This window comes from Thalassomonas sp. M1454 (assembly GCF_007097525.1).
Classification (GTDB): Bacteria; Pseudomonadota; Gammaproteobacteria; order Enterobacterales; family Alteromonadaceae; genus Thalassotalea_A.
Genome location: NZ_VKDD01000001.1, coordinates 55,344 through 72,115, shown reverse-complemented (window position 1 = coordinate 72,115; position 16,772 = coordinate 55,344). Strand labels below are relative to the sequence as shown.

General features: G+C 38.3%; 15 protein-coding genes. 13 read left to right on the top strand and 2 right to left on the bottom strand.

Features of this window, described 5'->3' with window-relative positions; all coding sequences use genetic code 11:
* Window positions 1–121: 121 nt before the first annotated feature.
* From argC to argH, 5 genes are all read left to right on the top strand, one after another.
* The gene (gene argC / locus FNN08_RS00320; protein ID WP_143582649.1) at window positions 122–1,141 is read left to right on the top strand and encodes an N-acetyl-gamma-glutamyl-phosphate reductase; all 1,020 of its coding nucleotides are present in this window, start codon (window positions 122–124) and stop codon (window positions 1,139–1,141) included.
* Window positions 1,141–1,923 (top strand): acetylglutamate kinase, encoded by a 783-nt coding sequence (argB, locus tag FNN08_RS00315; protein WP_143582648.1) that lies wholly within the window; start codon window positions 1,141–1,143, stop codon window positions 1,921–1,923. Before argC ends, argB begins: the two co-directional genes overlap by 1 nt.
* A gap of 74 nt (window positions 1,924–1,997) precedes the next feature.
* Complete coding sequence (locus FNN08_RS00310) at window positions 1,998–2,909, top strand: ornithine carbamoyltransferase (protein ID WP_143582647.1); 912 nt, start codon at window positions 1,998–2,000, stop codon at window positions 2,907–2,909.
* Window positions 2,910–2,969: 60 nt separating this feature from the next.
* On the top strand, window positions 2,970–4,184 hold the full coding sequence (locus tag FNN08_RS00305; protein ID WP_143582646.1) for an argininosuccinate synthase: 1,215 nt from the start codon (window positions 2,970–2,972) through the stop codon (window positions 4,182–4,184).
* A 1-nt stretch (window position 4,185) separates the two neighbouring features.
* Window positions 4,186–6,078 carry an argininosuccinate lyase gene (argH, locus tag FNN08_RS00300; protein WP_143582645.1) on the top strand — a complete coding sequence of 631 codons (1,893 nt, stop codon included), beginning with the start codon at window positions 4,186–4,188 and terminating at the stop codon, window positions 6,076–6,078.
* 99 nt (window positions 6,079–6,177) lie between these two features.
* Here argH and FNN08_RS00295 read toward each other — a convergent pair whose 3' ends face one another.
* Window positions 6,178–8,835: a penicillin-binding protein 1A gene (locus FNN08_RS00295; RefSeq protein WP_185962528.1), complete on the bottom strand. Its 2,658-nt coding sequence runs from the start codon at window positions 8,833–8,835 to the stop codon at window positions 6,178–6,180.
* 131 nt (window positions 8,836–8,966) lie between these two features.
* Between FNN08_RS00295 and FNN08_RS00290 the strand changes: the two genes are divergently transcribed.
* From FNN08_RS00290 to FNN08_RS00255, 8 genes are all read left to right on the top strand, one after another.
* On the top strand, window positions 8,967–10,046 hold the full coding sequence (locus FNN08_RS00290) for a pilus assembly protein PilM (RefSeq protein WP_143582644.1): 1,080 nt from the start codon (window positions 8,967–8,969) through the stop codon (window positions 10,044–10,046).
* A complete protein-coding gene (locus FNN08_RS00285) occupies window positions 10,034–10,609 on the top strand; it encodes a PilN domain-containing protein (RefSeq protein WP_143582643.1) in 576 nt (191 codons plus the stop codon). Before FNN08_RS00290 ends, FNN08_RS00285 begins: the two co-directional genes overlap by 13 nt.
* Window positions 10,609–11,202: a type 4a pilus biogenesis protein PilO gene (locus tag FNN08_RS00280; RefSeq protein WP_143582642.1), complete on the top strand. Its 594-nt coding sequence runs from the start codon at window positions 10,609–10,611 to the stop codon at window positions 11,200–11,202. The genes FNN08_RS00285 and FNN08_RS00280 overlap by 1 nt, the downstream gene beginning before the upstream one ends.
* Window positions 11,203–11,736 (top strand): pilus assembly protein PilP, encoded by a 534-nt coding sequence (locus FNN08_RS00275; protein WP_143582641.1) that lies wholly within the window; start codon window positions 11,203–11,205, stop codon window positions 11,734–11,736. It begins immediately after the preceding gene.
* Window positions 11,736–13,808 carry a type IV pilus secretin PilQ family protein gene (locus tag FNN08_RS00270; protein WP_185962527.1) on the top strand — a complete coding sequence of 691 codons (2,073 nt, stop codon included), beginning with the start codon at window positions 11,736–11,738 and terminating at the stop codon, window positions 13,806–13,808. Before FNN08_RS00275 ends, FNN08_RS00270 begins: the two co-directional genes overlap by 1 nt.
* Window positions 13,809–13,996: 188 nt before the next feature.
* On the top strand, window positions 13,997–14,515 hold the full coding sequence (gene aroK / locus FNN08_RS00265; protein WP_143582640.1) for a shikimate kinase AroK: 519 nt from the start codon (window positions 13,997–13,999) through the stop codon (window positions 14,513–14,515).
* 6 nt (window positions 14,516–14,521) lie between these two features.
* Window positions 14,522–15,586: a 3-dehydroquinate synthase gene (gene aroB / locus FNN08_RS00260; RefSeq protein ID WP_143582639.1), complete on the top strand. Its 1,065-nt coding sequence runs from the start codon at window positions 14,522–14,524 to the stop codon at window positions 15,584–15,586.
* Between the two features lie 59 nt (window positions 15,587–15,645).
* Window positions 15,646–16,485 (top strand): Dam family site-specific DNA-(adenine-N6)-methyltransferase, encoded by an 840-nt coding sequence (locus tag FNN08_RS00255; protein WP_143582638.1) that lies wholly within the window; start codon window positions 15,646–15,648, stop codon window positions 16,483–16,485.
* A 10-nt stretch (window positions 16,486–16,495) separates the two neighbouring features.
* On the opposite strand, the gene FNN08_RS00250 is transcribed toward FNN08_RS00255, so the two are convergent.
* Complete coding sequence (locus FNN08_RS00250; protein WP_143582637.1) at window positions 16,496–16,717, bottom strand: DUF2970 domain-containing protein; 222 nt, start codon at window positions 16,715–16,717, stop codon at window positions 16,496–16,498.
* Between the last annotated feature and the right edge of the window lie 55 nt (window positions 16,718–16,772).

Genomic DNA, 16,772 nt, shown 5'->3' with positions numbered 1-16,772 from the left:
TTCTGCTTGTAATCAAAGGTAATTTTAATAAGTTAAAAGGTTATATACTCGTATTTTTGTCTGGTGAATTACAGATTATTAAGTTACATTTATTGAATAAAATTGCAGAAAAGGAAAAGATGTGAAGGTAGCAGTAGTTGGCGCAAGTGGTTATGCCGGTGCCGAGCTAGTAGAAATACTAGGAAAACATAGCCAAATTAATGAAATGCACTTATTAGTTTCTGAAAATAGTGAATCGAAAGGATTATTGTTTTCTGATCTATATCCTCGCATGCAATCCATCTGTGATTTACCTTTACAAGCATTTAGTCAAGCATGGCTTAGTGCTAATAATGATTTAGATGCAGTCTTTTTTGCTACCCCACATGAATATTCACAACAATGGGCACACGCCTTTGTTGAATTAGGCATTAAAGTCTTTGATTTATCAGGGGCGTTTCGTTTAAGCGAAAGTAGCGATTACCCTAAGTATTATGGTTTTGAGCACAAGCATCAGAACCTAATTGATGAAGCTGTTTATGGTTTAGCTGAGTGGAATAGCAAAGAGATTGCTAATGCGCAGTTAGTTGCCGTACCAGGTTGTTACCCAACCGCTAGTTTATTAGGTTTAAAACCTATTACTGCCAATGACTTAAACGTTAAAGATGGTTTAACTGTAGTTAATGGTATTAGCGGCGTGAGTGGCGCAGGTAGAAAAGCATCTTTAGCTACCAGTTTTAATGAATTAAGCCTAAAAGCATATAACGTTTTACAACACCGTCATCAACCAGAAATCAGCCAAGAATGTGGTCAGCAGGTTATTTTCAATCCCCATATTGCACCATTTAAACGTGGTTTATTATCAACAGTTACTATGCAACTTAAATCAGGCGTAAGTGCTGATGATGTTGCGCAAGCTTTTCATCAAGCATATGACAATACACCACTAGTTCGTATTGCTAAAACATGGCCGCAAATTGATGACGTTAGTGGCTCTCCTTTTGCTAGCTTATTTTGGCAAGTAGACGAAGAAAAACAAGTGGTTGTAGTGAGTTGTGCAATTGATAATTTATTAAAAGGGGCTGCTTCACAAGCAATCCAATGTTTCAATTTAGCCAATGGATTTAATGTCAGCCAAGGTTTATTAGGAGGAGCACAATAATGTCAGCTCCTTTAGTGATTAAAATTGGTGGCGCTATCATGGAATCACCAGATGCCTTAATTGCCCTGTTTTCAGTAGTAAAAAAATTACAAGCGCTAAAACAAAGCGTGGTGATAGTTCATGGCGGCGGTTGTGTTGCCGATGAATTATTAGCTCAGGCAGGATTCGTGAGTAAAAAAGTAAACGGCTTACGTGTTAGTGAACCAGAGCATATGCCGGTGATCACTGGCGCTTTAGCTGGCACAGTAAATAAAGCATTAGTCGCTAGTGCCAATACACTTAACTTATCTGCTGTTGGTCTTGCGTTGCACGATGGCAATATGATCAAGTGTACTCCTGCAGAAGAGTTTTTAGGCTGTGTGGGTATCCCGCAAGCCAACCAAGACAATTTTATAAATGCCGTTATCAACAATAACTGCTTAGCCATTATTTCATCGATTGGCGCATTAGATGATGGTCAATTAGTCAATGTAAATGCCGATGATGCTGCCGTAGCTATTAGCCAGTTAATTCAAGGTGATTTGATCTTATTAACTGATGTTGCCGGGGTAAAGGGCGCAGATGGCGAATATATGCAGGACTTAGATAGTGTCTTAGCCGAGCAACTTATTAATGACGGCGTTATCGCTGGCGGTATGGTGGCAAAAGTTAATGCGGCGTTTAGTGCTGCTAATCAATTACGACGAAGTATCGCGGTGGCCAGTTGGAAAACTCCAGAGCAGTTATTACAATTGCAAAATGGACATGTTTTTGGCACCCGCATTAAGCCTTCTTTAAGTTAAACGCTTTATCAGCGATAAATAATTAACTTAACCTTATTACGTATAAATACGAACAAATTTTTATTGAGATACTTATGTCATTACAACACTTTTTAGCAGATCAACTGCAAGACAAACAACAGCTTCTAGACCTGATTGAGCAAGCAATCGATATTAAAACTAATCCATCTAAATATGCACAAGCATTAGCTGGTAAATCAATCGTGATGTTATTTGAAAAACCATCATTACGTACTCATATCAGCTTTGATATTGGCATTCAAAAACTTGGCGGTCACAGCCTTTATATCGGTCAGCAAAATGGCCAGCTAGGTGAGCGTGAACGTGTAAGCGATGTTGCTAAAAACTTAGCTTGTTGGTCTGATGCAATTGTTGCACGTGTATTTAAGCAAAGCGTTTTAGATGAAATGGCCGAGCATGCAGGGATTCCGGTAATAAATGCATTGAGTGATTTATATCACCCTTGTCAGGCACTAGCCGATTACATGGCTTTAACAGAAACCTTTGGTAGTGTTGAAAACTTAAATATTGCTTATATTGGTGATGGTAATAATGTATCTAATTCACTGATGTTAATGGGTAGTATTTTAGGGGCCAATGTTACTGTCATAACACCTACAGGCTATGAACCAGACCCTGTTCTTGTTAGTACAGCACAAGATTTGGCAGAAAAAAGTGGCGCTAAGTTAACAATTTCAACCGATATAGAAGATGCTAAAAATCAGCAAGTTATTTATACTGATACATGGATTTCTATGGGCGATGATACTAAAGTTGAGCAGTTATTAGAAAAGTTCATGCCGTATCAAATTAATAGCCAATTAATGGCTAAAGCTGGTGCGACTGCAGTAATGCACTGTCAGCCTGCGCATTTAGAGCAAGAGATAACCACTGAGGTTTTCGATTCTGAGCAATCGATTGCTTTCTTACAAGCAGAAAATCGTATGTGGGCACAAAATTCAGTACTAGTGAGTTTATTTAAGTAATTATTTATAAAACTTATTAGCTAGCAAAAAATTAAAATTTAAGAATTGAGAGAAGTAAAAATGAGCAAGAAAATCAAAAAAATCGTATTAGCATATTCTGGCGGTTTAGATACATCAGCGATTATTCCATGGTTAAAAGAAAACTACGACGGCTGTGAAGTTGTTGCCTTTTGTGCTGATGTTGGCCAAGGCGACGAAGAGCTTGTTGGTATTCAAGAAAAAGCAATCGCATCAGGTGCTTCTGAATGTCACGTAGTTGATTTAAAAGAAGAGTTTGTTAAAGACTATATTTACCCTATCTTAAAAACGGGGGCAGTGTACGAAGGTCAATATTTACTTGGTACGTCAATGGCTCGTCCTGTTATTGCTAAAGCACACGTTGAAGTGGCGTTAAAAGTTGGCGCTGATGCGGTATGTCACGGTTGTACTGGTAAAGGTAATGACCAAGTTCGTTTCGAGTCTTGTTTTGCTGCACTAGCACCACAACTAACCGTAATTGCGCCATGGCGTGAGTGGGATATGGTTTCTCGTGAAGACTTACTTGATTACTTAGCCGAGCGTAATATCCCTTGTTCAGCTTCATTAACTAAAATATACAGCCGTGATGCGAACGCATGGCATATTTCGCACGAAGGTGGTGAGTTAGAAGACCCATGGTGTGAGCCGACTAAAGAAGTGTGGACGATGACAACAGATCCACTTGATGCTCCAAATGAGCCTGGTTCAGTAATGCTTTCATTTGATAAAGGTGAGCTAGTTGCTGTTGACGGTAAAGCGATGTCTGCGTATGAGTCATTAGTTTATCTTAATGGTAAAGCCGGCGCTCATGGTGTTGGCCGTATAGATATTGTTGAAAACCGTTTAGTTGGTATGAAATCTCGTGGTTGTTACGAAACTCCAGGTGGTACAGTGTTAATGGCCGCTTATAAAGGCTTAGAGTCATTAATCCTTGATAAAGAATCACTAAAATTCCGTGAATCTGTTGCGCTTGAATTCTCACACGTAATTTACGATGGTCGTTGGTTTACTCCTCTGGCACAAGCGCAAATGGCTGCAACTAATTCATTTGCTCAGCAAGTTACTGGTGATGTTGTGGTTAAACTTTACAAAGGTACAGCTAACGTTACACAGCGTCGTAGCCCAAATAGCCTTTACTCTGAAGAGTTTGCTACATTTGGTGAAGACGATGTATACGATCAAAAACATGCTGAAGGTTTTATCCGTTTATTCAGCTTATCAAGCAGAATTAATGCGTTAAAACAGCAGGAGAAATAATATGGCAGCACTATGGGGCGGTCGCTTCAAATCAGGCAGTAGTGATATTTTTAAAGCGTTTAACGATTCGCTACCGTTTGATTTTGTTTTGGCATCACAAGATATTCAAGGTTCAATCGGTTGGTCTAAAGCTATTCAAAAAGCTGGCGTGCTAACGGTTGAAGAACAGCAAAAAATGGAGCAAGGTTTACTCGATCTTGCTGCGCGTGTTGAAAACGGTGAAGTAGACTTTACCCAGTCAACAGCTGAAGATATCCATAGCTGGGTTGAATCAGAGCTTACTGAAAAGCTAGGTGACATTGCTCGTAAATTACATACAGGTCGCAGTAGAAATGACCAAGTATCTACTGATTTACGTTTATGGGCACGTGAGCAGTCAGATGTTATTGTTGAGCAATTAAAAATTTGCGTACAAGAGTTAATTAACTTAGCTGACAACAACAAACAACACATACTGCCGGGCTATACCCATTTACAACGTGCACAACCAATTCGTTTTGCCCATTGGTGTATGGCTTATGTAGAGATGCTTAAACGTGATATTTCTCGTTTGGAAGATGCACGTAAACGTTTAAACCAATCTCCACTTGGTTGTGGTGCATTAGCAGGTACCACATACCCAATTGATAGAGTCGAACTTGCTAATTCGTTAGGTTTTGACGGCCCATGTATGAACTCGTTAGATGCAGTATCTGATCGTGATTATGTACTTGAACTATTATTCGCTGCAAGTACCGGTATGATGCATTTATCTCGTTTTGCAGAAGATTTAATCTTCTTTAATTCGGGTGAAGCAAACTTTATTACCTTGGGCGATCAGGTAACTTCTGGCAGCTCATTAATGCCACAGAAGAAAAACCCAGATGCGTTGGAGTTAATTCGTGGTAAATGTGGTCGAGTATATGGCTCACTGCAGGCGCTATTAGTGACACTTAAAGGTTTACCTTTAGCCTATAACAAAGACATGCAAGAAGATAAGCAAGGCTTATTTGATGCACTGGAACAGTGGTTAAGCTGTTTAGTTATGGCGGGTGAAGTTGTTAACTCAATCGAGTTAAATAGTGCTCGGTGTCAAAAAGCGGCGCGTGAAGGTTATGCTAATGCTACTGAGCTTGCTGATTACTTAGTATCTAAAGGAGTGCCTTTTAGAACCGCTCATGACATTACGGGTGCTGCTGTACTTTATGCTATTCAACAAGATGAGCCTCTAGAAAGCTTACGCTTAGAAGAGTTTAAACAATTCTCACCATTAATTGAAAAAGACGTTTACCCTGTACTTGAGCTTGAGTACTTAGTTGATAAACGTAATATTCTTGGTGGTACAGGTATTGAGCCAGTACAAAAAGTTATTGATCAAAACAGACATCAATTTGGTACAGCAGACTATGTTGTGCGTGATGCGAAATTAACTGACTTAAGAGCAATTGTGAAGTTAGTGAATTACTGGTCATCTAAAGAAGAAAACCTTCCTCGCAGTGAAGATGATTTGATCAGAAGCATCAGAGATTTTGCCGTAATTGAAGTGGACGGCAAAGTTTGTGCTTGTGCAGCTTTATACATATATAGTACTGGTCTTGCTGAAATTCGTTCTCTTGGTGTTAACCTTGATCACCAAGGTAAAGGTTACGGTCAAAAACTTTGTCAATTTTTATTAGACAGAGCGCAAAGCTTGTCACTATTAAAAGTCTTTGTGTTAACACGTAAGCCAAGCTTCTTTGAGAAATTAGACTTTATTCCTGGTAATAAAGATGATTTGCCAGAGAAGGTAATGAAAGATTGTGATTTATGTCCTAAGCAAGATAATTGTGATGAAGAGGCATTAACTTATAATTTGAGTGAACACCACTCGATGCCGCAAATGCTGAAAAGTATTGAAGTGGTTGAAGTGAGTTAATTTACTCACAGAGTAGAAAAAAAAGGGTGTCAGTTTTAACTGACACCCTTTTTTATTTTAGAGACTAGAGACTAGAGACTAGAGACTAGAGACTAGAGACTAGAATAACTCTTCTTCAACTTCTTCATCATCTTCACCAACAAAGATATCACTTGTGCTTTCTGCTACCCATTCTTTCGGCTCTGTGCCTTTAATGAAGTATTCAAAAGTAGATGTTTTATCAGTTTTATTGGTGCGTTTACCTGTTAATTTATCGATACGAATAGAAATAATATTTTCTGGCTGTTCAAAAGCTTCATATTCAAAGTCTTGAAGTGCCGTTTCCATAAATTTAATCCATGCAGGCTGTGCTGCGTTAGCACCTGCTTCACCACCGGCGGTTTGGCCTTTTCCTAAGTTTCGATTAACACGAGTTGCACCAAGGTTACGTCTTGGGTCATCAAAACCAATCCAAGAGCTTGCCGTGATTCGACGACTAAAGCCACTAAACCAGGCATCCTTAGATTCATTAGTAGTACCGGTTTTACCTGCTAAATCACGACGTTTTAAGGTTTTAGCGCGCCAACCTGTACCACTCCAGCCCGTACCTTTTGACCAGTTACCACCGCCATCCCAAATAACGCCGCGCATAGCTTCTGTAACAAGGAAAGCATTTTGACGGCTAATAACTCTAGGAGCGATAACCTTACCGATCATATCAATATCAAATTCATCTGTAGCGTCAAAACTATTTGCATAGCGTTCTTGTTCTAATTCACATTCATAACAAGCAACTTTTGGTTCTGCTTTATAAATTTCTTCACCATTAGAGTCTTCAATTCGATCTACAATATACGGTGTTACTAAATAACCACCATTGGCAAATGCCGAATAGCCAGTAACAACTTGTTGTGGTGTTAATGAGGCAGAGCCCAGAGCTAGAGCTTCATTGCGTGGTAATGCCGCTTTATCAAAACCGAAACTTGCTAAATGATCAATTAGTGGTTTTATACCAATACCACGAAGCAACCTTACCGACATTACGTTTTTAGACTTAGCTAAACCAGTTCTTACACGTAATGGTCCTTCATAAATTGCTGGTGAGTTTTTTGGACGCCATGCAAATCCTGAGCTTTTATCCCACTGATTGATCGGTGCATCATTTACGATAGAAGCTAATGTATAGCCGTTATCTAATGCTGCTGAATAAACAAAAGGTTTTATGTTTGAACCAACTTGGCGGTTAGCTTGCGTGGTTCTATTAAACTGACTTTGGCTAAAGCTAAAGCCACCAACACTTGCGTATATAGCGCCAGTATCTGGAGACATAGAAACTAATGCGCCTGATACCTCTGGAAGTTGACTTAACTGGTAACGCTGAGCAATAACTGTTTCTGCTTCGTTTTCATCAGCATTTGCTGCTATATCTGCGTTTACCTCTACATTTGGCATTGCCCTAATGTAAATTACTTCCCCTGCTTTAAGTATCTCACTTGCAAGCTTAGGCTCTTTACCTTGGGTCTTGTCATCGATATAAGGTCGAGCCCAAGCTAAACCATCCCAGTTTAATATGGTTGTGCTGTTATCTTTTAATTGTACTGTTGCTTGTTGTTCTGTTACTGACATTACAACAGCCGCAACTAAACCTTGGTAGGTTGGAATTTTAGCAAGGTGCTTTGCTATTTCATCATCACTTACCACCTCATTTGAAAGCGCATCAATTTTATCGATGTAAATATCTGCTTCATCAGCATCTAAGGTAGTAACTGCATGCAAGGTTAACTCTTCTTTGTCAGGCTGTGTAATCCATAAGCGTGAAATTGGGCCACGGTAACCATGACGTTCATCGTAAGCATAAACATTACCCACAACAGCATCTGTTGCTGCTCTTTGCAGATTGGCATTGACTGTAGTGTATACTTTTAAACCTTTGCTATAAGCGAACTCTTTACCAAACATTTCAACTACTTTCTGGTGAGCAATCTCGGCAACATATGGTGCTCGAATATCTACTTCAACACCATGGCGCTTAGTTTTGATTTCTTCGTTATTTGCTTGCGTATACTCTTCTTCGGTTATGTAACCGCTCTCAAGCATTCGTTGTAGTACTGTGGTGCGACGAAAACGTGCGCGTTCAGGAGAGCTAATTGGGTTATAAGTACTTGGCGCTTTTGGCAAGCCTGCAATTACCGCCATTTCGCCTAAAGTTAGCTCATCTAATTCTTTGCCATAATATACTTGTGCAGCTGCACCAATACCGAAAGCACGATGGCTAAGCTCAATTTTATTAAGGTAGAGCTCTAAAATTTCATTTTTTGTTAATAGCGTTTCCATATGAATAGAAATGAAAATCTCGGTTAACTTACGAGTATAGGTTTGCTCTCGAGTTAAGAAAAAGTTGCGAGCAGTTTGCATAGTGATGGTACTTGCACCACCTTTATCTTGGCCCATTAATTGTCCCAACACCGCTCGGCTCATACCGATAGGATCAACACCGTAGTGCAAATAAAAACGATTATCTTCGGTTGCTAGGAATGCATTAATCAGTTGTTGCGGAATATCTTCAAACTTAACTGGGATACGACGTTTCGATCCAAATTGCGAAATTAATTCACCTTCGCTAGTATAGATCTGCATAGGTATTTGTAATTGCACATCTTTTAAAATTTCGACACTAGGTAGATCGCTGCGCATAGACAGGTAAAACCCGCCTAGAATAAGGCTTGCAATTAGACCTAAGATAAAACCAAGTTGTACTAAACGTTTAATAATTTGCACTATTTTTGTTACCAAAAAGTTAAATTTAAAAAATAATATTACTATTATATAGAGATATTTAGTGTAATAAATGTATTTTTAGTTATATTATGTTTATATAAGAAAAAAAATAAGAATGATCACAGGAAGTTATGCTAAATAAATTATGGAATAAAAAAGCATCGTTGATGGTCGGGATTGACATAGGGTCACACTCCGTCAAAGCTGTTCTTATAAACGAAGACAAGAATGGCTATCAGCTACAAGCTTTTTCAGTAGAGCCCATGCCGAAAGGGGCTGTTGTCGATCGTAAAGTGCAAGACATTGAAGCTGTCGGCGCAGTGGTTCGTAAAATTCGCAAAAAAGTTATCTCTTCTGTTCAAAATGCAGCGGTTGCTGTATCTGGTTCTACGGTGATCACTAAGATCATTTATATGGACGTTTCCCTAAACGAAGATGAACTTGCCAGTCAAATTGAAATTGAAGCCGATAGCTTGATCCCATATCCTCTTGATGAAGTTAGCTTAGATTTTGAGAAGCTTGAAGTAAACGAATCCGACCCAAGTAAAGTAAATGTATTACTTAGTGCGGTTCGAACCGAAACTATTGAAGCCAGAGTCGCAGGCCTTGATGCTGGTGGTTTTAAAACTAAAGTAGTTGACGTTGAATCTTATGCCCTTAATCGTGCCGCTGATTTATGTATGCCAATGTTACCTGATGATGCCGCAGATAAAGTAGTCGCATTCATTGATATTGGCGCCACCATGACACTGTTTACCGTTAATGAAGACGGTAATAATATTTATACCCGTGATCAATTATTTGGCAGTGAGCAATATACCCGTTCTATCGTTTCTTATTACAATAAGTCTTATGAAGAAGCGGAAAAAGAAAAAATTACTAATGCACTTCCACCAACCTATACGTTTGAAGTATTAGCTCCTTTCCAAACAACACTAATTCAACAAATTAGACGTGCAATTCAAATGTATTTAACTTTCAGTGGTAAAGAAAAGTTAGATTATTTAGTTGTTTCTGGTGGCACAGCTGCTCTAGAGAGTATTCAAGAGCTACTATCTGCTGAGCTTGGCATTCACACTATCATTGCAAACCCATTTAACTCTATGGAGCTAGGGGAACAAGTTGATGAAGAAGCATTAATTAAGGTTGCACCTCAATTAATGGTTGCTTCGGGCTTGGCATTAAGGAGTTTTTCGCCATGCCACATATAAATCTATTGCCTTGGCGTGAAGAAGCGCAAAGGCAGCAACAACAACAATACTTTTCGATTCTGACTTTCTTGGCTCTGATTAGCTTTTTAGTGGTATTTTTAATTAGCCAGTTTTATCAAGCAAAAATAGACGGTCAAAAAGCTCGTAACCAGTATTTAACGAACGAGATTAAGATCCTCGATGCTCGCATTGCCGAGATTCGTACACTGGAAGAGAAAAAGAAAGACTTAATTCAACGTATGAAGCTGATTGAACAATTACAGAAAAGTCGTAACGTTGGTACGCAAGTACTTGATGAAATAGCTAAAATTGTTCCTTCAGGGGTTTATATTACTAAACTTGAAAAAGTAGGTAATGAATTATTACTAGAAGGTAAAAGTGAATCGAATAACCACTTGGCTAATATGATTCGCGAGATCCAAAGCTCAAGTTTATTAGCTGATGCTGAACTACAATCGATAACAAATAGCGGTAAATCGAGCAAATTGTTAAGTGACTTTAAAATGAGCCTTAAGATTCAAGGTTTAGTTAATGATTCAGTAGCAAATGGAGGTGGTCGATAATGAATATTGATTTATCACAATTTGATAATCTGGATCTAAATAATATTGGTCAATGGCCAAAAGCAGCAAAGATTATCTTAGCCGTAGTTTTGGTTGTATTTGTTTCTTACTTTGTTTATTACATATTAGTAAGTGACAAAATTACTGAACTCGATCGAGTAATTGCTGAAGAAAGTAAGTTAAAAACAGATTATCAAGCTAAGTATTTTGTGGCGGCTAATTTAGAGTTATTCCGTGAGCAAATGGAAGAAGCGGAAGAAATGTTTGCTAAACAAGTTAAGCGCTTACCAGAAAGTCATGAAACACCAGGTTTGCTTGATGATATTACTTTCGTTGGTACCACTTCACGCTTAGATTTTAAAAAGCTAAATTGGTTAGAAGAAATTAAACGAGAATTCTACACTGAATTACCTATAGAGGTTGAAGTTAGCGGCTCTTATCATGATTTTGGTGAATTTGTATCAAAAATTTCTGGATTACCAAGAATTGTTACCTTGCATGATTTTGCTATTGTTGGTGATGCGAAGGGCAGTGAAAACTCGCTTACTTTGAAGTTACAAGCAAAAACATACAAATATAGGGAGAGCAAATAGATGCGTTATTTAGTCTTACTTTCCGTATTTTTATTATCGGCTTGTTTTGATGATTTAACTGAAATCAATGCCCACATTGAGAAAGTTAAAGCATCGACGCCGAATAAAATTAAGCCTATGCCGACTCTAACAGAGTTCCAACACTTTGATTATTCAGCATTTGCATTACGTAGCCCATTTGTTGCACCTAAACCTGAAGCGATTCAAGAAAAAATGCAGCAAATGTCCGATTGTTTACACCCAGATCCAAGACGTCGCAAGCAACCTTTAGAAAAATTTGCTTTAGAAAGTTTGAATATGAGTGGTACATTAGGTGAACAAGGTATTATTTGGGCTCTAGTTGAGGCATCCGACTCAACATTGCACAGAGTATCTGTAGGCAGTTATTTAGGTTTGTATAATGGTCGCATTACCAATGTTGGCCAAGAAGAAATTATCATAGTCGAGTTAATTCCTGATGGCGCAGGCTGTTGGGTTGAACGAGAAACGACCATCTCCATGGTTGAGCCGGATCAAGAGGGGCAAGGGAATTAATGTTTAGTCGTATAATAACAAAAATATTGCAAAGAAAATCAGATCAGGGAATCTTAAAAAGTACATTGGCAGCAATGTTACTATTAACTTCTTTCAGCTCGTTTGCTGAAGGCAAGCTTAATGATATTTACTATAATACCCTGTTAGCTGATGAAATCGAGTTTACCTTTGGTTTTGAAGAAGCCATTACTGAAGAGCCAACGGTAAAAACATTCACCGACCCTGCTCGCATTGAAATTGTATTTAATGCTGCTGATTTTGCACAGCCTCTTGCTGATACTCAAGTAAATCATGCTGGTATTAAATATATCGATGTGAAACAAGTAGCTGGTCAAGTTACTGCAACAATATTTCTTGAAGAGTTAAAGCTTTATCAAGTAGCTGTTGTTGAAGGTAAATTCGTTATTTTATTGAATAGCTTAACTGCATTTGATAACCCGAAAGCCGCAGCAGATGATGCATCTTCAGATTTTATTAATAACATTCAAGCAATTGACTTTAGAAAGGGCGAAGCAGAAGCCGGCCAAGTTTTAGTATTTTTAGACGACAGTATGTCAGTTGTCGATGTTGCAGATAAACTAGGTAAAATCCAAGTAGAATTCCATAACACGGCTATTATGGATGACTTACTATACCAATTAGACGTTACTGATTTCGGCACGATTGTTTCAAGCATTGAAACTTTTAAAGAAGGCACTAGTGCTCGTTTAGAAATTACAACCAGTAAGCCATTTACTTTTGAGCATGACCAAATTGATAATATCTTCTCGTTAACAATCAAAGAGCAAGAAGAGAAAAAATCTTACTTAGAAAATGGTGAAGATTTTAATGGTAAGGCTATCTCTCTAAACTTCCAAGATATCCCAATTCGTACTGTATTACAGATCATTGCTGATTATAACGGCTTTAACTTAGTAACATCAGATACAGTAAACGGTAACATCACTCTTCGTTTAGATGGCGTGCCTTGGGATCAAGCGTTAGACATCATCTTGAAGGTTAAAGGTTTAGGTAAGCGTATGGATGGTAACATTCTTATGGTTGCTCCTAATGATGAACTGGTTGCTCGTGAAGCTAAAGAATTACAAGCGCAACAACAAGTTTCTGAGCTTGCGCCTTTGTATGCTGAATACATCCAAGTTAACTATGCCAAAGCGGCTGATTTCTCAAATATCTTAAAGAGTGAAGGTACTAGCTTATTATCTGAACGTGGTAGCGTAACGGTTGATGAACGTACTAACACTTTATTAATTCGTGATACGGCAAAAAGTATTGAAGATATTAAACGCATGATTAACGTGCTTGATATTCCAATTCGCCAAGTAGTGATTGAATCACGCATGGTAACAGTAAAAGATAATATCTCTGAAGAGCTAGGTATCCGTTGGGGTGTAACTCACAATGGCGGTGATACATCGAGCTCAGGTAGTTTAGAAGGTGCTGATTCAGCTAATGCTGGTATCGTACCTCCAATTGACCAACGCTTAAATGTTAATTTACCGGTTGCAGATCCTGCTGGTGCGATTGCATTCCAAGTAGCTCGATTAGCTGATGGTACTATTCTTGACCTTGAACTTTCTGCTATGGAGCAAGAAAATAAAGGTGAAATCATTGCTAGTCCGCGTATTACCACATCTAACCAGAAAGAAGCATACATAGAGCAAGGTACAGAAATTCCATTTGTATCTGCAGCTTCAAGTGGCGCAACATCGGTAACATTTAAAAAAGCGGTATTAGGTTTACGCGTAACGCCGCAAATTACACCTGATAATCGTATTATTTTAGATTTAGTTATTACTCAAGATACCCGTGGTGACACGATTGCTACAGGTACTGGTTTAGCTACAGCGATTGATACCCAAGAAATTGGTACGCAAGTATTAGTTAATAATGGTGAAACTATCGTACTTGGTGGTATTTATCAGCAACAAATTATTAACTCAGTATCTAAGGTGCCGGTACTTGGTGATATTCCTTATGTAGGTTGGTTATTTAGAACAACAAGTGAGTTTAATGAGAAGAAAGAGTTACTGATTTTTGTAACACCAAGAATCGTAACGGAGAAGTTTTAAGCTTACTTTAAGAATAATTTAGCTAAAATTTAACGAAATATGGGCGCTTTACTTGCAATTTGACCTAAACAATTGCGATAATTGCGCCCTTAATTTTTTCGAGGAGTATCCTCACTTTCGTTAACTCTTACCAAGTTAATCGTAAATCTCAACTTGGTATAACAATTTACGAGTATTAAAGAAATCTCATGGCAGAAAAACGTAACATTTTCCTAGTCGGCCCTATGGGCGCAGGTAAAAGCACAATTGGCAGAGAATTAGCGGAAAAGCTACACCTAGAGTTTTTCGATTCTGACCAAGAAATCGAACGTCGCACTGGTGCTGACATTGCTTGGGTCTTTGATTTAGAAGGCGAAGAAGGTTTCCGTGTTCGCGAAGAAGGTGTCATTGAAGACTTATCTGAAAAACAAGGTATTGTTTTAGCTACAGGTGGTGGTTCAGTGATCAGCGATAAGATTCGCAATCGCTTATCAGCACGAGGCATAGTTGTTTATTTAGAAACTACTATCGACAAGCAAGTCGCTCGTACCCAACGTGACCGCAAACGTCCTCTTCTACAAACAGAAGAAGATCCTCGCGTAGTATTAGAAAGATTAGCACTTGAACGTAATCCGCTTTATGAAGAAATTGCGGATGTTGTTGTACAAACTGATGATCAAAGTGCAAAAGTTGTTGCTCATAAAATCGTAGAGCGTTTGGACTTTTAATCACTAATGGCACCGTTAAATGTTGCACTTGGTGACCGTAGTTACCCTATCTATATTGATTCAGGGCTATTATCAACTAATAGCTCTTTAATCAAACACATCAAAAGTAAGAGAGTTTGTATCGTAACTAACGAAGTTGTTGCGCCTCTCTACCTTGCCCAGTTAACAAATATTTTGAGCGACTTCAAAGTTGATGTTGTCACTTTGAAAGATGGCGAAGCAGAAAAAAGCTTAGCAAACTTTGAAAAAATAATGGCCCACATGTTGAGTGAGAATCATGGTCGTGATTCAACACTAATCGCTTTAGGCGGTGGGGTTATTGGTGATATAACTGGTTTTGCTGCTGCATGTTATCAACGTGGTATAGATTTTATTCAAATTCCAACTACATTGCTTTCGCAGGTAGACTCAAGTGTTGGTGGTAAAACAGCTGTAAATCATCCGCTTGGTAAAAATATGATTGGCGCTTTTTATCAACCTAAAGCGGTGATAATTGATACCGACAGCCTAACTACTTTACCGGTACGTGAATTTAATGCAGGTATGGCTGAAGTTATTAAGTATGGCATTCTTGGTGATGCAAACTTTTTTGCTTGGTTAGAGCAAAACAAAGCAGCCATTAAAGCCAATGATGTAGCAACATTAAAACAAATGATTTTGCATTGTTGTCAGCAAAAAGCCGATACTGTAGCACAAGATGAAAAAGAGTCAGGTGTACGCGCTTTACTTAATTTAGGTCATACCTTTGGCCATGCCATCGAAGCTGAAATGGGCTATGGTGTTTGGTTACATGGTGAAGCTGTTGCTACCGGTATGGTGCAGGCTGCAGAACTTGCTCAGCATCTTGAATTACTGAATGCTGATGATGTAGCCAGAATTAAAGCATTAATCTCTTACTTCGATTTACCTACTACAGCGCCTGAATCGATGAGCTTTGATGATTTTATCAAGCACATGAGCCGTGATAAGAAAAATTTAGCGGGTAAGATACGTTTGATAATTCCAACGGCAATTGGAGCAAGCGATATCTTTGATGATATAACCTTTGAACAATTAGCCTTGGTTATTTAAACTGTTTTAGCAAGTCTACCAAATCTAACTAGCTCAACCTTTTGCAATCTAAGTAGTATATGACTAACAGCAATAATAATAAGCAAAGAGCATTCTTAAAGTGGGCTGGTGGTAAATATACCCTTAGTGACACAATCCGAAAAATGCTGCCAAAAGGTCAACGACTGATTGAACCTTTTGCCGGTGCTGGTTCTATTTTCCTTAATACTAATTTCAAGCAATACGTACTTAACGATATTAATAAAGACTTAATAAATCTTTATAAAATTTTGCAATACAAGCCTGAGCAATTCATTGCTGATGCAGCCAAGTTATTTACTCCAGAATATAATATTGCTGAAGAGTATTATAATTTACGTGCGCAGTTTAATGCCACAGATGATCCTTACCAACGCTCTCTGCTGTTCTTATACATGAATCGCCATGGCTATAATGGCTTATGTCGTTATAACTCTAAAGGTGGCTATAATGTGCCGTTTGGTAAGTATAAGCGTCCATACTTTCCTTTAACTGAGCTAACCGCTTTTGCTGAACAAGCTAAACAAGCTGAGTTTGTATGTGAAAATTACCGAGATACATTTGCGCGTGCTCAAGATGGTGATGTGATTTATTGCGATCCACCATATGTACCACTAAGTAAAACCGCAAGTTTCACTAGCTATGCTGGAAATGGTTTTGGTTTAGATGAACAAGCTGATTTAGCAAATGCTGCAGAAGAAGTTACTGCTGAGAAGAATGTTACGGTATTAATTTCTAACCACGATACTATTTGGACACGTAAAATTTACGAGCATGCCGATAAAATAAAATCATTGAAAGTTGCTAGAACCATTAGCCAAAAAGGTGGTAATAGGAAAAAAGTGGGTGAGTTACTAGCCCTGTATAAACCGAAAAATTAATGTGTGAAAGTTAGCTTGGTAATACTAAGCTAACAATAGCGATTAGCATAGCAACAAATAGTACAACGCCAATCAGACCAACCACAACGAAGTGACTAAATTTACCTTTAGTAAAGTCACGTTCACGATTCTTATTACTCTGTACTCCAATAAAAGCTGCAGCAACGCTTGCTACTACATCTTTTAAAGAAGGGCTACTCTCGTCTTTTTCTTTAGTCTCATTACTGCTCATAATAAATAATCCATTAAATATACTGTTACTAGCTTAAATCTTTTTTAAAGCGGCG